This window comes from Vibrio sp. Vb0667 (assembly GCF_033391095.1).
Window position 1 is genome coordinate 76,086 of sequence record NZ_JAWPOL010000013.1, and the last position, 22,264, is coordinate 98,349.

The 22,264-nt window shown below is 41.6% G+C and carries 23 protein-coding genes; 16 read left to right on the plus strand and 7 right to left on the minus strand.

Going from position 1 to position 22,264, the window contains the following annotated elements; translation table 11 throughout:
- The first annotated feature begins 2 nt into the window (after positions 1-2).
- The 3 genes from R8269_RS13890 to R8269_RS13900 all read left to right on the plus strand — a co-directional run bounded on the left by R8269_RS13890 (position 3) and on the right by R8269_RS13900 (position 2,329).
- Complete coding sequence (locus tag R8269_RS13890) at positions 3-860, plus strand: ABC transporter ATP-binding protein (protein WP_213869971.1); 858 nt, start codon at positions 3-5, stop codon at positions 858-860.
- Positions 861-895: 35 nt separating this feature from the next.
- Entirely contained in the window at positions 896-1,735 is an 840-nt protein-coding gene (locus tag R8269_RS13895) for an ABC transporter ATP-binding protein (RefSeq protein ID WP_005379372.1), read from the plus strand.
- A 168-nt stretch (positions 1,736-1,903) separates the two neighbouring features.
- Positions 1,904-2,329, plus strand: coding sequence for a phosphate-starvation-inducible protein PsiE (locus R8269_RS13900; RefSeq protein WP_025768316.1), 426 nt, complete (start codon positions 1,904-1,906; stop codon positions 2,327-2,329).
- 159 nt (positions 2,330-2,488) lie between these two features.
- On the opposite strand, the gene R8269_RS13905 is transcribed toward R8269_RS13900, so the two are convergent.
- Positions 2,489-3,178 carry a GGDEF domain-containing protein gene (locus R8269_RS13905; protein WP_033905923.1) on the minus strand — a complete coding sequence of 230 codons (690 nt, stop codon included), beginning with the start codon at positions 3,176-3,178 and terminating at the stop codon, positions 2,489-2,491.
- Positions 3,179-3,587: 409 nt separating this feature from the next.
- On the opposite strand from R8269_RS13905, the gene R8269_RS13910 reads away from it, so the two are divergent.
- From R8269_RS13910 to R8269_RS26690, 6 genes are all read left to right on the plus strand, one after another.
- A complete protein-coding gene (locus tag R8269_RS13910; protein ID WP_033905924.1) occupies positions 3,588-3,917 on the plus strand; it encodes a hypothetical protein in 330 nt (109 codons plus the stop codon).
- A gap of 336 nt (positions 3,918-4,253) precedes the next feature.
- Positions 4,254-5,240, plus strand: coding sequence for a helix-turn-helix transcriptional regulator (locus tag R8269_RS13915; protein WP_080264747.1), 987 nt, complete (start codon positions 4,254-4,256; stop codon positions 5,238-5,240).
- Complete coding sequence (locus tag R8269_RS13920; protein ID WP_318084282.1) at positions 5,221-5,613, plus strand: TerB family tellurite resistance protein; 393 nt, start codon at positions 5,221-5,223, stop codon at positions 5,611-5,613. The genes R8269_RS13915 and R8269_RS13920 overlap by 20 nt, the downstream gene beginning before the upstream one ends.
- Before the next feature lie 2 nt (positions 5,614-5,615).
- On the plus strand, positions 5,616-6,680 hold the full coding sequence (locus R8269_RS13925) for a chemotaxis protein (RefSeq protein WP_137281645.1): 1,065 nt from the start codon (positions 5,616-5,618) through the stop codon (positions 6,678-6,680).
- 61 nt (positions 6,681-6,741) lie between these two features.
- On the plus strand, positions 6,742-8,448 hold the full coding sequence (locus R8269_RS13930) for an ATPase (protein ID WP_318084281.1): 1,707 nt from the start codon (positions 6,742-6,744) through the stop codon (positions 8,446-8,448).
- A complete protein-coding gene (locus R8269_RS26690) occupies positions 8,445-8,723 on the plus strand; it encodes a YkgJ family cysteine cluster protein (RefSeq protein WP_202640110.1) in 279 nt (92 codons plus the stop codon). The genes R8269_RS13930 and R8269_RS26690 overlap by 4 nt, the downstream gene beginning before the upstream one ends.
- Before the next feature lie 44 nt (positions 8,724-8,767).
- Here the strand turns inward: R8269_RS26690 and R8269_RS13935 are convergent, their stop codons facing one another.
- Positions 8,768-9,778 (minus strand): hypothetical protein, encoded by a 1,011-nt coding sequence (locus tag R8269_RS13935; RefSeq protein WP_318084280.1) that lies wholly within the window; start codon positions 9,776-9,778, stop codon positions 8,768-8,770.
- Between the two features lie 432 nt (positions 9,779-10,210).
- Here R8269_RS13935 and R8269_RS13940 point away from each other — a divergent pair, with 432 nt between their 5' ends.
- Positions 10,211-10,873, plus strand: coding sequence for an inovirus Gp2 family protein (locus R8269_RS13940; RefSeq protein WP_318084279.1), 663 nt, complete (start codon positions 10,211-10,213; stop codon positions 10,871-10,873).
- A 50-nt stretch (positions 10,874-10,923) separates the two neighbouring features.
- On the opposite strand, the gene R8269_RS13945 is transcribed toward R8269_RS13940, so the two are convergent.
- The 5 genes from R8269_RS13945 to radC all read right to left on the minus strand — a co-directional run bounded on the left by R8269_RS13945 (position 10,924) and on the right by radC (position 13,633).
- On the minus strand, positions 10,924-11,409 hold the full coding sequence (locus R8269_RS13945; RefSeq protein WP_318084278.1) for a lecithin retinol acyltransferase family protein: 486 nt from the start codon (positions 11,407-11,409) through the stop codon (positions 10,924-10,926).
- A gap of 101 nt (positions 11,410-11,510) precedes the next feature.
- Positions 11,511-12,071: a tyrosine-type recombinase/integrase gene (locus tag R8269_RS13950; RefSeq protein WP_029834113.1), complete on the minus strand. Its 561-nt coding sequence runs from the start codon at positions 12,069-12,071 to the stop codon at positions 11,511-11,513.
- 208 nt (positions 12,072-12,279) lie between these two features.
- Positions 12,280-12,708 carry a DUF2787 family protein gene (locus R8269_RS13955; protein ID WP_318222565.1) on the minus strand — a complete coding sequence of 143 codons (429 nt, stop codon included), beginning with the start codon at positions 12,706-12,708 and terminating at the stop codon, positions 12,280-12,282.
- A 26-nt stretch (positions 12,709-12,734) separates the two neighbouring features.
- Complete coding sequence (locus R8269_RS13960) at positions 12,735-13,160, minus strand: DUF2787 family protein (RefSeq protein WP_123015104.1); 426 nt, start codon at positions 13,158-13,160, stop codon at positions 12,735-12,737.
- Positions 13,157-13,633, minus strand: coding sequence for a RadC family protein (gene radC / locus R8269_RS13965; RefSeq protein ID WP_318222566.1), 477 nt, complete (start codon positions 13,631-13,633; stop codon positions 13,157-13,159). Before radC ends, R8269_RS13960 begins: the two co-directional genes overlap by 4 nt.
- A gap of 228 nt (positions 13,634-13,861) precedes the next feature.
- Here radC and R8269_RS13970 point away from each other — a divergent pair, with 228 nt between their 5' ends.
- The 6 genes from R8269_RS13970 (at position 13,862) to R8269_RS13995 (ending at position 22,258) form a co-directional block, all read left to right on the plus strand.
- On the plus strand, positions 13,862-14,299 hold the full coding sequence (locus R8269_RS13970) for an RNase H family protein (RefSeq protein ID WP_258666550.1): 438 nt from the start codon (positions 13,862-13,864) through the stop codon (positions 14,297-14,299).
- A 161-nt stretch (positions 14,300-14,460) separates the two neighbouring features.
- Entirely contained in the window at positions 14,461-14,664 is a 204-nt protein-coding gene (locus R8269_RS13975; RefSeq protein ID WP_258666548.1) for a helix-turn-helix transcriptional regulator, read from the plus strand.
- Positions 14,654-14,896 (plus strand): ribbon-helix-helix protein, CopG family, encoded by a 243-nt coding sequence (locus tag R8269_RS13980; RefSeq protein WP_237668767.1) that lies wholly within the window; start codon positions 14,654-14,656, stop codon positions 14,894-14,896. The genes R8269_RS13975 and R8269_RS13980 overlap by 11 nt, the downstream gene beginning before the upstream one ends.
- On the plus strand, positions 14,893-18,018 hold the full coding sequence (locus R8269_RS13985) for an anti-phage-associated DUF499 domain-containing protein (protein WP_309474193.1): 3,126 nt from the start codon (positions 14,893-14,895) through the stop codon (positions 18,016-18,018). Before R8269_RS13980 ends, R8269_RS13985 begins: the two co-directional genes overlap by 4 nt.
- 38 nt (positions 18,019-18,056) lie before the next feature.
- Complete coding sequence (locus tag R8269_RS13990) at positions 18,057-19,136, plus strand: anti-phage-associated DUF3780 domain-containing protein (protein WP_318222567.1); 1,080 nt, start codon at positions 18,057-18,059, stop codon at positions 19,134-19,136.
- Positions 19,137-19,237: 101 nt separating this feature from the next.
- The gene (locus tag R8269_RS13995; protein WP_258666541.1) at positions 19,238-22,258 is read left to right on the plus strand and encodes an anti-phage-associated DUF1156 domain-containing protein; all 3,021 of its coding nucleotides are present in this window, start codon (positions 19,238-19,240) and stop codon (positions 22,256-22,258) included.
- The last annotated feature ends 6 nt before the right edge of the window (positions 22,259-22,264 follow it).

Sequence of the window (22,264 nt, forward strand, 5' to 3'; positions counted from 1 at the left end):
TTATGGAAAACGATGTAATCCTAAGTGTTAAAGATCTCGAAGTTGAATTTACCACCGATGATGGGCCAGTGAAGGTTCTGCATGGTGTGAACTTTGATGTGAGAGCTGGACGTACACTCGGTCTGGTAGGAGAGTCAGGTAGTGGTAAGAGCGTAACCTCAATGTCGATCATGGGGCTATTACCTAAGCCATATGGCAACATTATCAAAGGTGAAGTGAATTATCGCGGCACCAACCTAGTTGATTTGCCTGCGGAAGAGATGTACGCCATGCGTGGCGATCGCATTTCGATCATCTTCCAAGACCCGATGACGGCGCTCAACCCAGTGCACACCATTGGTCGTCAAATATGTGAAGTGCTTGAGCTCCATCGACCTGAGCTCGACAAAAAGGAGCGGGAGGCGTACTCGGTTGAAATGCTGGCAAAAGTAAAAATTCCAATGCCAGAGAAGCGATTGAATGAGTATCCCCATAACCTATCTGGTGGTATGCGCCAGCGTGTCATGATCGCGATGGCATTGGCCTGTAAGCCGGATATTCTGATTTGTGATGAACCGACTACAGCGTTGGATGTTACGGTTCAGGCGTCTATCCTTGAACTGATGAACGAGCTTCAGGAAGAAACGGGCATGGCGATGATCTTCATCACTCACGATCTCGGGGTTGTGGCAGAAGTGTGTGATGATGTTGCCGTGATGTATGGCGGGCGTATTGTCGAAAAAGCAGAAATTTTTGAGTTGTTTGATAACCCACAGCACCCATATACAGAGCGTTTGATGGGGTTGATGCCGAGCTTAGATAATGAGCCAAAGCAGATGATCGATATCAAGCCTATTGATGCCAGTATGTTTGCCAGTTAACTGAGCAAAGTGAACCAGTCATAAAAGAGGATGTTATGGCAAAAGAAGTATTAAGAATTGAAAATCTTAAGCAGCACTTTGTTTCTGGTAAAGGGCTGTTCAAGAAAGGCTACACCATCAAAGCGGTAGACGGAGTTTCACTGTCTGTTTCTGAAGGTGAAACACTGGGGCTAGTTGGTGAGTCAGGTTGTGGTAAGAGCACCCTTGGTCGCACGATCTTAAAGTTATACGAGCCAACAGAAGGTAAGATTTTCTTTGAAGGTAAAGACATCACTAAACTGTCTGTTAAAGAGATGCGCTCGCTGCGTAAAGACATGCAAATCGTCTTTCAAGACCCAATGGAGTCACTCAATCAGCGTCATACCATCGGTATGATTCTGGAAGAACCGTTTGTTATTCATAAAATTGGCACGCCAACAGAGCGTAAGCAATGGGTAAAAGAGCTTTTAATCAAAGTGGGATTACCAGAAACGGCAGTAAACCGTTATCCACATGAATTTTCAGGCGGACAACGGCAGCGTATCGGTATTGCTCGCGCGATTGCATTGAAGCCTAAACTACTGATTTGTGATGAATCGGTATCTGCGTTAGATGTGTCGGTACAGGCGCAAATCTTGAACCTATTGCTACAGCTGCAACAAGAAATGAACTTGGCGATCATATTTATCTCTCACGATCTCTCTGTGGTGAAACATGTCTCTGACAAAGTTGCCGTGATGTATTTTGGTAAAGTGGTAGAAGCAGGCAGCGCTAAAGAAATTTATGCAAACCCGCAAAACGAATACACAAAAAAACTCCTATCTGCGATTCCAATCACTCACCCTAAATATCGGAAGAAAAAGCGCGTAGCTGAAAAAAAGCAGCAAGTGGCGTAAGTGATGCCACAGGTCCTATAACACAAAAGCGCTCCGCCAAATAAGCGGAGCGTTTTTATAAGCAAATGCCAGGACTTGGAGTCGATTTGCACTGATGTTTATTCTGATTGATTGAAGATCGTTGCATGCTAAACTCAAAACCTATTTTCTTTGTTTGGATAATGGACCATGCCGTCGAATTTACCGAAATCCTTTAGTCGACCTTTCCTGAAAATCTTCCATATTTTGGAGGCGGTGTTATTAGTCTCTATTACCTTGGCGACGTTGTACGCCATGATGCAAGAGTTTGTGCACGTATTTGTAGAGAAGCGTGTCTTACTCACAGATATTCTTTTGATGTTTATCTATCTGGAAGTGCTCGCCATGGTGCAGCAGTTCGTGATGAACGGTAAAATTCCGGTACGCTATCCTATCTACATCGCGATGATGGCGATCGCCCGCTACATCACACTCGGAATGAAAGAACTGGATGCAGTTTTGGTTGTGTGGTTATCTCTGGCTGCGTTTATTTTGGCTGCGGCTACTTTGCTGATCAGAATTGGACACCATTATTGGCCCTACGTTGATAACAGTACCTTGGAAAAAGACGAATAAAAGAAAGCCCCGTATTAGCGGGGCTTTTTTGTTTCAATACTCGATGACTTTTAGATCATTCAATATTCTGGATCTGAATGTTGATTTATTTATTAAAATTCATTTATATCAATAATTTATTTAATTTAAGTCATTATTTTGTATTTTTTAACCACCACATTACCCACCGATTGGTGCTTTATAGATATAACTTTTGAGTGAGTCGTTTTTACTTTGTTTGTTTTTATACATATCTTTGTCTGCTCTCTCTATTAGTTGCTTTGCATCTAAATGTTCAGGCTCTCTTGCCTTATGGTACACGTAAGATCCAACTGAAACAGAAAGGTAGAAATGCTGTCCATCAATATGTATTGGCTCCTGAAGCTTAGTTCTTTTTTGTAAGCAGTTACACCAACTCGTGGTTTTTTGGTGGTCGTAGTTTGGGAGGATGGCAATGAATTCATCTCCTCCAAACCTAGCTATCGTCTGCTTTGGTAGTTGCATTTTTTTCAAGATATTACCTAGTCTTTCAATCATTCTATCTCCGACAACGTGACCAGCAGAGTCGTTAATTTTCTTCAACTGATCTAAATCGATAAATACCAGTGAGAAAGTTCCAATATCATTGTCTTGAATTAGAGACTCTATGTGTGTAATGCCTTGAGCACGAGAAGATAAACCAGTCAAAAAATCAACACTTAAACGCTTCTCTAAGAGTAAAACTCTATTTGTAAGTTTTTGATTTTCAATCTCTAAGTCTGAAATTTTTTTTAGTATGTTTTTAAGTCCAACATTATTAGGGAGGGACATGTTTTGTTCATCAATAAGAGAAATGCTACGGGCATGAGTGTTGCCTTTACTTTTTGACATATCGTTACCTTCAATATCTTGATTGATATTAGGTTACTTTGTTATGCGGCAAGTTATGTCGTAGTAGGTGGTTAAATGAATCTATTGCTGGAAACATTTTGGCTGCGACATGATGTGTCGCATTCAATCGTAGACAGTAGCATTAGTAGTGGAGTTTTATTGTTGATTTTATTAATTTATATTTCACTTATCTATGTAAGTTATCTAAGTGTAAGAAAAATTAATAATCTTTATTGGTAGCCTATTGGTGATCAAAAGTAACTTTTATAGTCGATCATTAAGAGTATTCAGTTATGAGTGCAATGATCTCAGAAGCATGGCTTTTAAAGGTTATCTGTTTTAGTCGTATTGATAGATTGTTTAACTACAAAATAAACAACGTTGAATTAACAGTTGGTAAGGAGTCATTATGGGATTTTTCGATTCATTGGTTAGTGCAGGAAAATCGGCAGTTAAGGCAGTGAATGATGCTGCTTTAACTCAAACCTTAGAACAATGGGAAAAGGTAAATCGAGCTCCAAGTGAGCGCGTCAGAGATTACTATGATAGAAATAATCAGCAAGACAAAAATTCGCCTTTAAAAAGGGCTCTTGCTATTGCTGCATTACAAGACGGTAATCTATTTGCAAAAGATCAGGCAGCAAAAAAAGCCCTGCTTAATCTTAGAGAAAAAATAGCTTTTGAAAATGACCGGAAAGCACAAAGCTTGATTAGAGCTATAGATAATTTAGAGCGATAATATTATTACTTTTCGCTACCCTCTCATGAGCACAAGGTTATGGGAGGGATAACGACATCAACTTAGCCCCCTCCTCCGATGTTTCGATCTCATTCTCCTCTAACGTGCTGACTTTGTAGCTGACGGTCGCTAACTTACCTCTGAGATCAGTATACCGAAGTAAAATTCGTTATTTTTTGAACTTTTTCTGGTTGATATTTGTGCGACACAACTTGTCGCTGGAATCAAATATAATTTGTGTGCATTAAGTCACATGATGGATTAGTTTCACATGTATAGTATCGATGTTCTCATTTATGGAACGAATGTCACGATAGATTTAAACAACGGAATAACTTGGCTTTGTCGAAAAGAAAAAGTACACAAGACTCATTAGTTCTTGTGCTTGAAATACTTAAACGAATCCCTAAGCACAGAAAGATAACGGCTCTAGAAATACGAGAGCAATTAGAAGTAATAGGCATTTCGAGAGATATAAGAACAATACAACGCAATCTAGAGATGTTGAGTGAACACTTTCCCATAGATAGGGATACTCGCTCTAAGCCTTATGGGTACAGTTTTGATAGAAATAGTCACGCACTAGGAGTGAGCTCACTTAATGCTCATGAATCTTTACTCTTGGCTTTAGCAGAGAAGCACCTAAAGTTACTGCTACCAAAAGATGTAATGCAGTCACTAAGACCTCACTTTACAGAGGCTAGGTATAACCTCGAGTTTGACCCTAAAAACCATAAAGATCGTGTGTGGAAAGATAAAATCAAAGTAGTGCGAGAGTCTCAACCTCTTCTAGCGCCAAAAATTGATAACAAAGTTTTGGAAAATATAAGTAAGGCATTGTATGAAGATCGTTTATTGACCGTAACCTATCACAATGCCAATAAGCAAGTTAGAACATCTACAGTTATGCCGCTCGGCCTTGCACAGCAAGGAGTTCGACTTTATCTAGTGTGCCGGTTTGACGGGTTCAACAATGAAAGAAGCTTAGCCGTTCATCGTATAAATGATGCGATAGTTTCGTCATTTAATTTCAAGAGACCGGAGAGCTTTTCGTTGGCTAAATACGATTCTGACGGAAGATTTGGTTTTGGCGAGGGAGAGTTGTGTCGAGTTCAGTTTGATATAGATAAACAGGCTGGATACCACCTTGTTGAGACACCGTTGTCGGAAGACCAGGTCATAGAAGAGTTGGGAAGTACCTATAGAGTGTCAGCCACAGTCATTGATTCATTCTTACTTGATAAGTGGCTTAAGAGCTTTGGAACAGACGTCTGTAACATCTATAAAAAGAAAGGAAATAGCAATGTTTATTCAGCACCTTAATGATGAACAACAAGCCGCATTATATTACTTCTCTAAGGAGTTAATTGCAGCTGATGGATACGTTGATGAACGAGAAACTCTACTTTTGGAGGGAATCACTGCTCAATGTAACAACAGTGCAAATTTAGATAAAACGTTTGATATTAAAAAGCTTTCTGAGATCTTTTCAGAAAAGGCGCAGCAAATGGCGTTTCTAATTGAATTAGTTGGTGTTGCTTACGCGGATCAGGTAATTGCAGAAAGTGAAGACAATTTCATAAAAAGTGTAGCGGAAAGCCTAAATGTGGACTTGTCAATCATTGAAGAGTTAAAGGATTGGGTTCAGCGCCAGATGGCTCTTGTGCTCGAAGCAGAAAAATTTTTGGAGAAATAAACATGCCATTACCATTTATTTTAGCAGGTGCTGCTGTTGCAGCAGCAAGTTATGGAGCTAAAAAAGGCTACGACGGGTATCAAGATAAGTCTGAAGCAAACGATATTATTGAGTCTGCAAAGAGAAAGTACGATGAAGAGAGAACTGTCTTTGACAAACAGAATGAACAGACAAATAAAAGTTTAACCAGCCTCGGTGAGTTTCAACTACAAGTTGGTAACGATTTTAAAGAGTTCAGAACAATTGCAGAAAAGCTTTTAGTTAAATTGAACCAATCCAACTCTAAGGACCTAGAAATTGACTTCCCTCAGCATAAGCTTGATGAGATAGATGGTCTCGCGTTATCTACAACAGCTTACATGAGTAAGGTCGCTGGAGCTGGTGCTGCTGGTGCTGCCGCTGCATATGCTGTATACGGTGGCGTTATGGCTATGGCTGCCGCTTCAACAGGAACACCGATTGCCGCTCTATCTGGCGCTGCTGCATATAACGCAACTATGGCCGCTATTGGCGGAGGTTCCCTTGCTGCTGGTGGCTTTGGTATGGCTGGAGGTGCGATGGTTCTTGGTGGTGTTGTTGCAGCTCCTATTATGGCGATTGCTGGGTGGGCTTTTGCCTCTCATGCGGAGGAAGCATTAAGCGATGCAAGAAAAACTCGAGCAGAAGTTAACGAAGCTGTAGGTAAGATGGAGAAGGGGCGCAAACAACTAGCCAAAACTAAGTTATATGCCGATAGAATTTACAAAGAGATAGAACGCCTGTATTCAGTATTTAAAGAATACTTTGATAGCCTAAAAGCTTTTGAACAATTGCTATCGAACAAAGCTGACATTTCCAAGTTCGAAGATGACGTTATTCGTCTAATTCAAAATGGCTACCAAATTGCCGCTATTCTCACTGATATCATTACAACACCGCTGTTTAAACCTAAAAAAGACGCACAGGGTAATGTGGTATTAAATGATGAAAACATTGTTCAAATTGAAACTGATAGCGATGGAATGCAAGTGATCAATGAGCCTGGAATAAAAGCTACGCTTGCAAAGTCGAGTAATACTCACAAGTAAGTATTGTTCTCGAAGAGATATAAAGGGAGGTTTTTCTCCCTTTTCAATGGAGCTGTATGGTATGTCAGAAACCAATTCACAACATTTTGCGCTAGTCGATGAGCTAAATAAGACGGTTACTAAAAGTCTAGTAACGACGTTCGGTTTGGATTTTTTACTTTTTGAAGACAAAAAAGGTGGCGATGTTGCAACCGTTCACAATGTTCGCCAGCACCAAAAAGGTGATGCTGAAATCTATGTCTCAAAGAGTGTTCAAGCAGAGTATGCGAATAAAGGGGATTACAAACCAGTTAAACATCATGCTGACGGAAGTATCGTAACTGATAGAAAGAACAAACCCAAAAGAGAAGATCGTTACCACTCTCATCAGAATTATAAGGCGAAGGGAAAGGAAGACAAAAAGCTGCAACATGATGGTAATTTGCCAGACGAATATCGTAACCAGCTTATGTCTCAGGATGAAAAACGCCAACTAGACCACATCATTTCATCGCATGAAGTCCATAATGATGCGGGAAGAGTGCTTGCAGGGCTAGACGGCGTAGAACTTGCTAATCAGAACTCAAATTTTCAATCGACACATTATTACATCAACAACCTCAAGTCAGATCATTCTATGGATGATTTCTTAGGAACCGTTGTACCAAGGACAATTGAGAACAAGCGTAAAAATATAGAAAGAGATAAACTGCGTTTAGCTTCTATGCCCTCGGAAACTAAACAGCAAAAGCATGAAAAACGTAAACTAGCAGATAAAATCACCAAGCAAAGTGAACAGGTTGCTGTTCTTGAGAGTCTTGATGAAGACAAAATGCGTGAGGCGGATAAGAGAGCAAGACAGCAGTACGATAAGCAGATCAATTTCACTTACTATACCAGCAGTAAGTTTTTTAAGAGTACTGCTATGGCGTCTAGTAAAGCTGGTTTCGCTATGGGGGTTAGACAAGCATTAGGGCTTGTTCTTGCTGAAGTTTGGTTTGAAATAAAAGATACAATTCCTCAGCTCTTTAAAGATAAAGAAGAAAACTTCACACTTGATAAGTTCCTAAATAAGCTAAAGGTTACCGCACTAAAAATTTGGGATAGGGTCAAAACTCGATTCAAAGATATTCTGGAAGAGTTTAAAAACGGGGCTTTAGCGGGTGCCCTGTCTAGCTTAAGTTCGACCATAATGAACATCTTTTTCACCACTCAAAAGTTGATTGGAAAACTCCTCCGTGAAACTTGGTCAAGTCTAGTTTCGGCTGCTAAAGTCTTGTTCTTTAATCCGCAGAGACTTAGCCCTGGTGCTTTGGTGCGAGAAGTTACACGTATTTTATCTACTGGTGTTGCGGTTGCAATGGGAGTGATGCTTAACCAACAGTTAGCCTCGCTGATGACATTTCCTCTCGGTATTGAACTAGCCTCGTTTGTTAGCGCGGTGGCTACGGGCATAATGACTATTGGTATCACATACTTTTTAGATCACAGTAAATTAATGCGAAAAGTATGGGATTACCTAGATCAGTTTAAGTCAGTAGAAAAGAGAACCTTGGAATACTTCCAGACGGTAAATGCTGAACTTGATCGATACTTGATTGAGCTTTCCAAAGTTGAGTTTAATCTTTCACCTGATGAACTAGCTGGACTTGTCGACAACTTAGAATCTGTTAGTTGTGAATACGAAAGAAGTATGATGTTGTCGAAAGAAGTAAGTCGAAGAGAGATAGAGTTACCTTTTGAAGACAACAACCTAGATAGTACTAGAGCTTGGTTGATGAGTTTATGAACCAAGTTACCCTAAATCTTTTCCCTTGCTATTCATGCGGTAAATGTTGTGCGAATGTTGATTTATCCGCAGAGACCAAGAACTTGGACCGAGGTGACGGCATTTGCCGTCATCTCAATGTGGAAAATAAACAATGTCGTATCTATGACACGAGACCGGATATTTGTCGAGTAGAACTACAGTATAGAAGGCATTATGCTTCTACTTATACTTGGCAAGCGTTTGTTGATATAAACCTATCAATATGTGAGAGCTTGCCTGATAAATTTGCATAAACATAAGGTGTTCTACAAAACAGCATATCTATGGCAAGTCTCACTTACTTAAGCTTAAGCTGATCATACTTCTCATCGATAAGTTTCTTGATTACATCGCTGATATTGGAGTCATCCTGCTCCACCAACCATGTTAGCCGTGTTTTAGTTCGGTCTGTCATAGAAACACTATAGGGGCGTTTGCCCTTCGTTTTCTCTCGAAACTTTTTTTGATTCCAAGATGCTTTCATTTTTTGGATTACTAATGTTGTCTCAGCTGGTTTCATTAGTAATTGATAATCGAAATAGGCGACTAGCGCTTGGTACTTTTCACTAGTAACTACTGGTTGCCAAGGTAAGATAAACCCATCTAAATTTCTTTTCAGGTACTTTATACAGCTTGTAATTTGATCTTCACTTTTATGGTCAAGCCAATCGATAAACTTTTGGTTTTCGCTGGATTGATTAGTACATTGAGCCCATAGATCGTGAATCAAATTTACCAAATAGAGCTGCCCTCCCAAGTCAACATTACTATGGTGTAATGTTTCAATAACATAGCGAAAACGCGCGTTATGGTCGACGAATTGTCGTAGTTCATCTGTCCGCGTAAAAAACCTCAAAGGCACAGGATGCTCTCTAAATTCGTTGGACGTTGGTCTTGCTTTTCTACCATAAGAACTCGATGCGACTGGTGAAAAGTTATACTTTTCTTTCTGTGCAAAACGTGAGTTTTCATTATTTGAGAAGAAAGCTGCTGAGTCAGGTTCCGAGTGAAACAAAAGGAACGTGATACAGAAACCACAGGCTCTTGGATTGTCCTTTAGGAAACGCAACTCGTCTTCCGAGATTTGATCATTGGCTTCGAACTTTTCACGGACCTCTGCAATTAGTTGTGATTTACCTTCACATTCTTCTAACTCGGATAGGTATCTGTTGAGGTACTTATTTGCTTGTACCAAAGTATTACAAGACTCAATAAAGCTTGTATCAATGGAATGTTGTTTGCGTATTTCTCTTGCAAGGTAAATAGCTTCACGCCACGAGTGAGCCTGTAACATATCAGAATCATTCATTACTACTTCTCTAATTAAAAACATAATCACGTTAGTAATAGATTATCATTTCAATAACAGTTACTCATTAATTTAATGTTGTTTTAGTAATAACTTAATAGTGATTACATAGTAATTTATTGTTGATGGGTTTGGCTTTTGAAGTGTTGTTTGGTATGGCTTTAATCGTGATGACGCTTTGTTTCAGTGATGATTTTCGTTTCGTTCTTGATAACTTGAGAGTGAATTTCATACTTTGTGCGATAGATGGAGTGTTGTCAGAGCTGGTTTGTGACCGAGTAACAAGCCAGGTTTAAGTGACGGTATGGTTAATATATTTAGTCAAAGGAGTTAGTTAGAAGAGCTATACCTACCTCAAGTAGGTTAGGGGCATACGGTAAAAAATCATATGAGAAGAGATTCCTGTAGATAAACAACACAGGAATTAATCTCATGAAGAAACCTACCTACCAAGGATTACCCACATTAGGCTCATCATATGATCTTAACTGCGATTATCTGGAGGTTATCCGCGTACCAATGGATAACGCTGTCGATGAGTACCCGACGGTTTTTGCTGTTCGATTTGATCTTCGCCAACCTAAAGGTGATTTTCTTGATTGCCTTAGCCGTGATGAAATCTTGGGCAATGAGGCTTTAGCCATTCGACGTACAGATTTAGCTACTCGATTTGTTCAGTCGTTCAAGGCCAAACTTAAGGCACATGAACGAAGATGTCACCGCAAAGGGATAAGAGTTTATCCTTGTACCGTTAGGTTCGTGTGGGTTAGGGAGCGTGATAAATCGGAACATGACCACTATCACTTTGTTTTACTCCTAAATGAGGATCGTTTTGGGAGGTTGGGCAGTATTACAAGAGAAGGCTCTCTAGCATGGACTATCACCAGTGCTTGGGCTAGTGCACTTAACTGTGATGTTGAGACTATCCGTCGCCTTGTGCATTTCCCTGACAATGCATGTTATGTCCTTGAGAGAAAAAGCGAGGACTTTATTGAACAGTTTAACGACTTATTCTGTAGACTCAGTTATTTTGCCAAGTATGCTACAAAGCATAATGACGAGGGTAATCGCTGTATAGGTCGAAGTATTCGTTAGGTTCGAACCAAGGTCGTTATCTAGAAAGCAAAAAAGGGGAGAGAATCCCCTTATCCTTTATGACGATGCCTTAAATCCCATACACGCCACTGATTCGCTTGAATGTGCGCATAAGCGTCACCTTTAAGCTGAGTTAATGTGAAGGTGTTGGAGAATATGTCACCACCTAGACAGTAGCTACAGAACTGATGGCAGTTTTCATTTAATAGGGAATAGTCTGTTTGTACACCAAGCATAGCTTCTGCTAGTTGAGCGGTAAACTCACTGCCAGTAGAGTTGCCGTGAGCATTGCAACTCACGTAAATGGAAAGGGCTGTGGTATCTGCTAGGAATTGATGAATTGATACGGCCTCGATAAGACCTTTGCCATTACGATGGATGATACGTCCGTCTCCCACGTAGACACCTGAATGTTCAGCATATCCAAATGCGAGATCGCAATACACAATGCTACCTCTGATTGGGTGATTGGTTTTCCAGAATAAGTTTTGGATTAAACTTTTCGATAAGCTGCCTATTGCGTGATATGGGTTCATGTTATTTGCTCTCAAATGTATTAATTGCGAAACTCAAAAAGGCTGTGAGCCTAATGTTTATAAGGGATTGACGGTCCCGCCCCCTCACTAAATGATCCGGTTTAAAGTTCAAGAGAAACAAAGTCTTTATCGACTTCATCTTGAGTGATACCGATATAGCGAAGCGTGACGCCCTCAGATGTGTGACGAAGCATTTTCATTACACGGCCTATATCTTTTGTGGATTGGTAAAGAAAGTAGCCTCGCGTCTTTCTCATCGAATGAGTACCTAAAGCGATATTTAGCTCTTGGCCTACTTGTTGAAATGCCATGGACACAGCACGTCGCGTGATTGGCTGCGGTGGTTTGTTTTTCAACTGTTGGCATCGGTGGGATTGAAATAAGTAGATGTGGTCGGGATGCTGCTCCCTTAATCTAGCAATGTGCTGCTGAGCTTTGGTATTGAGCTGAATGTTTGCCAGCTTGCCAGTTTTACTTTCACGAATAATAAGTCGGTCACCATGAATGTCTTCAAAGCGAATCGATAATAAATCAGAAATCCTCAGTGCTAGGTTTAATCCGATATGCCATACATCGGCCATTTGCGGATTACAACGAATACTCAATAGATGACCAACCAGGCGTATGGTGTCATCATCTTTGATTGCTTGGACCTCAGCCATAATCTGCTTCCTTTTTTGTCTGTAGAAGGATGTTTTGAGAAGCACAGAGCCGACGATATCAAGAAACCCTTGTGCAATAAGGGATTGAAGCTTCCCGTTTTAACAATATGGGAAGCAGGCATCGGTGCAGCTCTATGCTGATGGTTTTGTTGAATGATTGGTTACGGAGGGGAGTGTTCCGGGGTGGTAAGTGGATTGGCTCTGGTTACTAGCCACACTTAATCTGAATTTGGTTGTAAGCGTCCATTGCCACATAAGCTAGAAAGTTACACTCCCACATTTCATACAGCTCAGTGGTCTCTTGTAGGTGCATGCCCAGCCAGCCGCTAAATCGAGCGAAGGCGACGTTGTTAGCAAAATCAAAAGTCAGGTCGGGAACCAGTTCCGGTGTTTCGTCGCCCACATAAACGCGGTCCATTATTTCACTAATAGCAATTTGGCTGTCTTTAATATCGATGGTGATAGAGACAGGATGAAACCCGCCGTCTTTCGGATGGTAACTGGTGTCCTTAAAACGGATAGTTAGCCGCCCTCGGTAATTAACATCATGAATAGAGCGTTTGATTAAGTCTTTGAGTTGGTGTGAAGGCTTGGCTCGCTTGCATGCGAACATAGCCAGGTTAGCAGCTTGATTCATAGTGACCTCTTTGAGGGAAATGGAGATTAGCGAATGGGGGTAATGTCGATTGAGATTGCAGAGTGTGCGATGAGCGAGTGAGTGATTGCTTTAAGCCAGCTGGCGAGTAAGGTTTGTACTTCCGGCCGTTGTAAGCTGCACTGCTTAATATCAGGGTGATAGAACCAACAACCCGCGAAGTTGAAATACAGCGATAACTCTTTTTGTGGCGAGCCTGTGACGACAACATCAAAGGTGGCGATAAAGCGAAGCTGCCATGGCGAATCACTGGATGTACGTTCTAGTTGAATTTCAATGGGCTGAAATCGTTGGTCAGTTTCTTGAGAGCGAATGTTTAACGCCAAACGCTCAATTGTATTAGGAATGGTCCTGTCCAATAGCAGGGCATCTAGAAAGCAATGCATTGGAGTAACGAGCTCATCATTAAGCCCGGAAATAATAAACTCACTCATATCAATCCCTTTTCAGCAAATGAGACACAGTCTTCACCAACAACGATGTGGTCTAAGACACGGATATCCACGAGCTTTAGAGCGTCGATAAGTCGCTGAGTAATGCGTTTGTCGGCTTGGCTAGGCTCAGCAGTGCCGGAAGGATGGTTGTGGGCAAAAATCACCGCGGCAGCGTTGTGGTTTAGTGCTGTCTTCAATACTTCACGTGGATAAATCGAAGCGGCGTCAATCGTGCCAAAGAACAACTCTTCAAAACTGATCAATTGATGTTGGTTATCAAGAAACATCACGGCAAACACTTCACGCTCATGTGCTCCTAATTTGAGCTTTAAATACTCTTTAACATTGGTTGGATTAGTGAACGTGCCTTCACGTTTGTATTTCGTAGCTAGAGCTTCGGCTGCACGCTCTAGCAGCTCATTGAGTTCTGAAGTCTCAAAGGGGTAGTCATGGTCAGTATTTGGGGTACGCATAAGGGCTCCTTAGACTATCTGTTTGGTTATGCGTACTGATGAAATATATCTGAAAGGGTTTTAAATCAGGCTTGTTAGGAATTGGAGGATAGAAAGCAAACGTGCCCGGAGACGGGTAAAAAATAACTGACTTGCAGTTGTTATGTAGGAATCGCTGTAAAGCAAGTTATTAACAATAAAGCCGAATCAGAGAGTGTATCGGCTTTTTAGTCTCTGGAGAGTATGACAATGAGTATAGAAATTTATGTAGAAGCGGCCATGGTGAGAAAACAAAGAGGTCGTCTTGTTGGTGGTATTGCGTACATAGCACTCGATGCTGATGGATGTATTGATAATGAAGATTGGGATCCTGTTGACTATGTCAAAGACCGGGCTTACCTAGAGCTATCAGCGCTTGCTTTTGGATTAGAGAATGCCAGAGATGGCGATATTATTTATTCAAGCAGCGATTATTGCGTCAAGGGCTTTAATGAGTGGTTAGATGGCTGGAAGCGACGAGATTGGCGTAAAGCAAATAAAGAATCGATAGCTAATGCAGAGCTCTGGCGGCTGGTGGATGAAAGAAGCGCGGAGAAGCGTGTTGAGGTGAGGAAAGTCGCTGCCTGTTCAGCAGGGAAAGATGCCGCTTATAGATACGCTCTCCTGGCGACGAAGCGTCAGTTGTAAAGACAATGAATCACTTGCTGGTACTGCCAGCAAGTGATTCATCTTTGTGTGCTGCTTTGTTCAGGAATTATTAGCTATACCCTCAGAGTAAGCGTGCAGGAAAAGTAAAAAATAACGCAGCGGCCTTTGTTATGAGTTGAACTACATAACAAGGTTTTAAAATGTTGAATTTTCTTAATTTAGAGCAAGTGGAAAACAAAACAACACTATGCAAAAGTACCATCTATAAGCTAATGAAAAATGGTGAGTTTCCAAAAAACTTCACAGTATCAGGTAAACGTAAGGCCTGGAATGAAAAGGCGGTTGAAGATTGGATGATGAGTAAAATGGATGGGTGCAATCAAGAGTTTAAGGATGTATTCTAAACGCAGTACATTTGCAGGCATTCAGGGTATTAAAATGGCTACTACTAAAACTGCAACGTTAACCATACGAGTTGAACCAAATTTAAAAGAAGCGTTGCGTACAGCTGCTCAAGCTGAACATCGCTCTATCGCAAATATGATTGAAGTGATGATTCGCGAGCATTGTGAAAAAAACGGTATAGCTATAGATAACGCCCAAGAATTAGATCAGCGTCAGGAGCTTAAGAAATGATTAAAACGGTTAAACAGGCATGTAGTTTCAACCCTGTAATTCAGGACTACAGGATGAGCCAAGGGATTGAAAACCTGGCGGATCTAATTACTGATGAGGGTGATGGAAGTGAGTTCTTTTCACGAAACTTCGTGACTCACGGTATGGAGCAACTTTTCCGAGAAGGTATGCTTCGTTTGTCTGGCAAATCGGATCAAGCCGTTTTCGAATTAACTCAAGCGATGGGTGGTGGTAAAACCCACATGATGATCGCTCTAGGCCTACTTGCCAAACATGCTCATTTAAGGCCCACTGTATTACCTGAAAGCCTTAGTAGTCGCTTAGATTTCGGCAAAGCTCGAATTGCTGCTTTTAATGGACGAAACAACCCGAGCAACTATATTTGGGGTGATATCTGCACACAACTTGGTGCCGAAGAACAAATTAGAGAGCACTGGGTTAATGGCCCTAAACCAGTTGATCAGCAGAAATGGAAAGACATCATCGGAGACACACCAACTCTGATTATGATTGATGAGCTACCTCCTTATTTGAACGTTGCTAGTACGCAGGTTTTAGGTTCCGGCACGTTAGCTGATATGGTCGTTTATAGCTTAAGTACTTTAATGAGTGCAGCCTTAGAGCTACCAAATTGCTGTATCGTTATGGCTAACCTATCAGGCAGTTATAAGGCACAGACAAAAGCACTTGCAGACTCTATATCTAACCTGCAGCAAGAAACTCGCCGTCAATCAATGACCATTACCCCTGTGCAATTATCGGGTAATGAAATCTATGAGATTTTGAAAAAGCGTCTTATTGATGAAATGCCTAGTCAGCAAGTAATCAACGACATTGCGGAAGAGTACGCACAACAAATCAAAAAAGCGGAAGACGGCGGCTACATTATTGCGTCAAGTATTGAGCAGATAGCCGAGCAAATTCGAGAAACATACCCGTTCCACCCTTCTTTCAAACACCTAGTTGCTCTGTTCAAAGAGAATGAAGGTTTTCGTCAAACGCGAGGTTTGATGCAATTTACTGCTCGACTTCTGAAAAGTGTTGAGCAAAGAAAAACCGATGATGTGTTTCTTATTGGTACTCAGCACCTCGATTTAAATGACGAGCAAGTGAAAGATGAAATCGAGAGAATTTCTCCAAAGCTGGTACCAGCGATAACACGAGATATTGCAGACAAAGGGGATGCAATCGCTGAAATTATCGATGCAGAACAAAGCAATGATGCGGCAGTTCAGTTGATGACTCTTTTATTAGCGTCGTCTCTCTCGCGAGCAGTTGGTGGACGTATCGGTTTATCAGAAAGCGAAATTATTGAGTTTTTAGCAGCTCCAAACCGTAAAGCAGATGAGTTCTTAGAAGCTATCCAGAAACTACGTGAACAAGCCTGGTATCTGCACCGTGAAGACGAACGTTTCTTTATAAAGGAAACAGAAAACTTATCTCGCCAGATAGAAAGAAGCGCCAAAGAAATCCCACAACCTAAAATTGATCAAGCGTTGATCAATCGCTTGAAAGGTATATTGCAACCTAACACTCGCAGTACTTACCAGGATGTTCAAATTTTGCCTCGAATGGATGAGCTTAAGCTCAGTGGCCCTCGCACGCTCATCGTTATAAAGCCTGATGGTAAAGTGCCACCAAGTGAGCTAATGAACTTCTTTGAGTTCCAGCAAGAGAAAAACAACCTTTTAGTACTCACTGGACAAGATAGCATCATGGCGGATGCTGTTGAAGAAAGGTTGCGTGAACTATATGCATTAGAGCTAATTAACAAAAAGCTGAAATCTGGTGACACATTATTCGAAGAAGCTAGAGATCGATTAGAAGAGGCTGAGGGGCGTTTTGCCAAAGCACTGTCTGCATCTTATAACACGATTCTTTTCCCAGGTATTGATGAGTTAGATGGCTCCGAGCGTTTGCTAAAAGTGACGATCGATAATGGATTAAAAATCGGCGAGGGTGAGCAGTCTGCTGAAGTACAAATTGACAAGTTAATGGCAGATCCTCGTGCCAACTATAAATTAGCAGCAGATCTCAAAGAAGACTTTGCCCAGTATTTTGCAATGGCAGAGGCTGAGCTTTGGCCGTCAGGTGCTGGAAATAGACGTACTCCATGGAAAGATGTAGTAAGCAAAGCTAAGTGCAATCCTGCTTGGCCTTGGATGCCTGGTAACAGCGGTATGGATACATTAAAAGCAGAAGCGCTCAAACAAGGTCGCTGGCGACAAGGTGAAGATGGTTACATTGAAAAAGGACCATTCCCTAAAGAAAAGACGAGCGTCAACGTTTCGTTACTAAGTACACATCCAGATACTGGAGAGTCAGTGCTTAGTTTAACGCCAAGAAATGCTGGAGATAGTCCGATAATTCACTACTCAACTAAGTCAGAGGTTTTTGAGACAGACGCGCAAGTTGAAGATAGCGAAAGCTTTAGTACAACTGAAAGTACGCTCTATTTCTTAGTGAGAGATCCAAGTGGAAAGTATGAGACAGGTGCGGCTACTCGTTGGGTCGCGGATCTTAAGATAAGACATCAGGTTGAGGCGTTAGCAGATAAACGAAAAATTACTCTGCAATGTACGCCACATGCTGACATGTTTTACACGTTGGATGGTTCTAACCCTAAAGATGGCTCCGTTTATGACAAGCCGTTCGATATCGGTTCGGATGCAACGTTATTATTAGTGTACGCCAAATCAGGTGAAGCTTCTAAAACAGCGGAATTTTCTATTCCACATGTTGGCGATAAAACTGTAAAAATTGACGACACTAAACCAGCAAGAATCAATAGTGCAAAGCGTGTATCACTCGATACTACCGATAAGGTTTTCTCAGTTATTAATCGATTTAAAGATCAGACTTCAACTCAATTTAAAGGAGTTAGGATCGAAATTGGTGAAGGTGAAAACACCGTTGGTATCCGCTTTGGTGAACGCCAAGTCACAGCGACCATGATCGAAAAAACAGTGAACAGCCTAAGAGAACTACTCAATGAGGCAGATGCAGCGGTTACTGTTAACGTCAGAGATGGTATCGAGTTTGAAAATGGTTTTGAAGCAAAAGAGTTCGCTAAGTTAGCTGGAATTGAGCTTCGCCCTGGTGATGTGGTGCAGGAAGAATAACTCTGTATGTATAAAGTAAACTGTGATGAGGTGAAAAGATGTCAAAGGTAACAGCAAAACAAAATGCGCCTAAGTATTCGACGCTTGGTTTTGGGGTGCCAGCGTCCAGCGATCCTCATCACTTTAAAGTTATCATTCCAAAAGCGAATAGCGGAAAAGTTGAAATTAGTGAGCATCTGGGCATGCAAGCTCAGAGTGAAGAATTATCAGTTATTGATCGCGTTGTGCTAGACCGCCCTAGCTGGAGTGCAATACGTGCAGAGGTGCAGCGAGCGTTCAATGCTCGTTTGAAAAGCTATGATCTAAAGCCAAGCTCTTGGAAAGTGGGTGAGAACGTTGTCGACCGCTTGCTAGGTAAAGAGCTTTGTGTACTTGCTTGGGCGATAGAGGGGATGGATGTTGAAAATATCTCTGTGGCTGTTCGTAACTGGTTAGCGCTTCGTCCTGAAGAGCGCTGGTGGTTATTTGGTATGACAGCAATGAGCACCGGCCATAAGGATGACCGTGATGTAGGTTGGCGTATTGCACTGCGCCACGCTCTTGGTGACATTGTACAGACAGAGTCGTTAGAAAAAGACAGGCAAGTTCGTGAGGTATCACCTGGTTACTCACTGGTTCAAGGCGAGAGTGAGGAAAACCTGAAACCATCTAATGAAAGCTCACAGAAGCCTGCTGAAAGTTTAGCTGAGCTGCCGGCTAGTAATGCAAATCCAGTAGTTCAAGACGAGGAAATGCCATTACCCGTTACTGAGCCTAAAGAAGAGAGCTCATTAGCGGAGGATGTACTATTCCTATTTGAGGCCAAGAAGGCTAAAGCTGGTGGTCACCCAGTTGGTGATATGAGTAAGCCCGAATTTGTTGTTGGAAAAGGCTCGACGGCAAACATAGCCGTGGCGAAATCATTACGACCTGCGATTCGTGAACTACGTAAGAAGCTTTTAGACGAAGGTGTTCTAGTGGAGGACGGAGAGGTTTATTCCTTTACATGTGAGTACACATTTAAAAGCCCAAGTCTGGCGGCTTGTGTGATTGCGGGCAACCCGCGTAGTGGTATGGATGCGTGGCGAGATTTAAAAGGTCGCAGCCTCAAAGAGTTGGGTTACGGCAAAAAAAACTAACTAATTTCGCAACAGGGTGACGAAAATACTTTGTCCCTGAATACACCGACATAAATATAGAGCGATCTCTAAAACATCGCTCTTTTTGGAGATAAAACTAAATGGCACAACTAACGCCTTTAGCATTAAAAGATGCCCCTGCTCTTATCGAAGCAGCTTTTCCCGCACAAAAGGTTTCTTTTGAAGCTCAAAAAGAAAGAAAAGCGAATCTTGGTCAGACATTAACAGGACTGGGGTCATACTGGAAGGGCCGTAAGCCTCTGATTTTGGTACGTTCAGTGGTGCTTGGTAGCCTGTTGCCACAAACAAATGATACTGAGAAAGACTTAGAAATCTTCGAGATGCTGATGGCATTCGATAATGAGAGCCTCGCCAAAAGAGCCTTAATTCAGAACGCAATCAAACCTAAAGATATAGCAGAGAAAGTAAGCCTTCATAATCCGTGGGATTATTTTGCTCACAATGTGAAAGTAGATAATGCGCGCTTTAGTGAAGTTGATTCTTTGATTTTTCCTCTTTCCCCTGATGAGATGGGCTTAAAACTGCGTTGGCGACGCGATATCGAAGAAAAAGATAAAATCAGTTTGTTAGCTCTATACCTCGATACTATTGAGCGCTACGAAGAAAAATCACTGCTATGTAAACGGCCGGAAGAAGTTGATCAAAAGTGGTTGTATGAGCATGTATGGGCAATAGTTAACCAGCATTATAAAGATTATGGCGTAAATGCTCACTCGCATGCGGAGCTTATTGAACAACTTGGTGTTTTGAAGTTTGGACATAGGCCAAAAGTTGCTGATACGTTTAGTGGTGGCGGATCTATTCCTTTCGAAGCTGCCCGCCTTGGGTGTGATGTCAATGCCTCTGATCTCAACCCAATAGCATGTATGCTTTCTTGGGGAGCACTGAAGTTATTGTCTGCTGACGAGCAAGAGCAGAAAAGGTTGAAGGAGAAGTTTGAAGAGGTCTTTTTAGCTATTAATCAAGATATTCTTGAATTAGATATTGAATGCGATGAAGAGGGCAATCGAGCAAAGTCATTTTTATATTGTGTTGAAGTTAAGTGTCCTGAAACAGGCTGGTTAATACCTCTGTCTCCTAGTTGGGTGATCTCGAAAACTCACAATGTTATTGCTAAGTTAACCCCAAATCATGAAGCCAAAAAGTTCAATATCGATATTATTTCAGGTGTCTCTCCACAAGAAATGAAAGAAGCAGAAATTGGCACTGTTAGCAAAGGTTCTATCGTTTATGAGCTTGATGGTAAGACCTATAGAACGCCAATCAAGACGTTGAGAGGTGACTATAAAAAAGACGATGGTACAACTGTTAGCCAGTTGAGACAGTGGGAAAAAAATGATTTTCATCCTCGTAAGGACGATATTTTCCAAGAGCGCCTCTATGCTATTCAATGGTTCTCAAAATCGACCTTGAACACTAATAGACCAGAGGTGTTTTTCAAAACAGTTTCAGAGAGTGATTTTGCTAGAGAAGAAAGAGTTAAGAAGCTAGTAGCGGAATCTATAGATTCTTGGCAGTTACTTGGATTTCTACCAAATATGGAAATCGAAGCTGGTTACAACACTAGTCAGCCTGTGAGAGAGAGGGGATGGAAATATTGGCATCAGTTGTTTAACGCCCGCCAACTATTGACTTTTGCCATTGCAAAAAAACACATTATTGAATCAAATGAGCCTAGTTTGCTGCTGGGTTTCTGCTCTTCGTTAAATAAGAGTACGAAGCTTTCTCGTTGGGACTCTGCCAATCGAGGGCGCGAAGGAGTCAAAGATGTATTCTCTAATCAAGCTCTGAATACTTTATACAACTATGGAGCCCGTGGTCTTCTAGCCCTGAAGAACTTTATGTTTTTTAAGCCGGCTTATGTTGACGTTATTGGAAACAGCAAAGTATTAAATCATCCTGCCGAAGGCGTTACTAACAGTAACGATATTTGGGTGACGGACCCACCTTATGCAGATGCAGTTAACTACCATGAAATTACTGAGTTTTTTATCGCGTGGCTTAGAAAAAACCCACCAGCCCCATTCGATGAATGGACCTGGGACTCTAGGCGAGCCCTTGCTATTAAGGGAGCAGGTGATGACTTCCGTAAAGGTATGGTTAATGCGTACAAAGCCATGGCAAATCATATGCCAGACAACGGTATGCAGTGTGTAATGTTTACCCACCAAGATACTGGCGTATGGTCAGATATGGTTGGTATATTCTGGGCGGCTGGGCTGCAAGTTGTAGGGGCTTGGTATATTGCTACAGAAACAAGCACTGAGCTAAAGAAAGGTGGCTATGTTCAAGGTACTGTGATTTTGATGTTACGTAAACGTCCTGCAGGCGAACATTCCGGCTTTAAGCAGCGTTTGTTACCAGCAGTTCGAGCTGAAGTGAAAAATCAGATCGAAACCATGATGCATCTAAACGATGAAGTGAAAGATAAAATGGGGGAGCCAGTCTTTAATGACTCTGACTTACAGATGGCAGGCTATGCAGCAGCATTAAAAGTGCTTACATCTTATACCCATATTGGTGGCGAAGATGTGACATCATTTGCACTACGTCCTCGAACTAAAGGTGAAGTGACAGTAGTCGATGAGATTGTTCAACAAGCGGCAGAGGCTGCTAACAGTCTTTTAGTACCTGAAGGACTAAGTGCCGATACATGGCAGAAACTAAGCGGTATTCAACGTTTTTACTTAAGAATGATGGATATTGAGACTACTGGTGCAGGAAAACTAGACAACTATCAAAACTTTGCTAAGGCATTCCGTGTTGAAGATTACGCACGCGTAATGGGCAGTATGGCTGCCAATAAAGCTCAATTAAAACGAATTACAGAATTTGCTTCCCGTGATTTAACAGAAACCACAGAGATAGGTCCAACTTGGTTGGGGCAGTTAATTATAGGTTTACAGCAACTATTAGCCGAAGCAGAACCTCAAAGTGTGATTAGTCACCTCCAGGAAGAATTACCAGACTTTATGGAAATTCGACCAGTTTTGATCGATATACTGAAATTCATTGAAAACAAAGCACCGGAGCAAGCAATGCGAGATGTTGCGGAAGTGCTAGGTGCCCGTTTACGCAATATGCGAGCTTTAGGAAACTAAGTGACA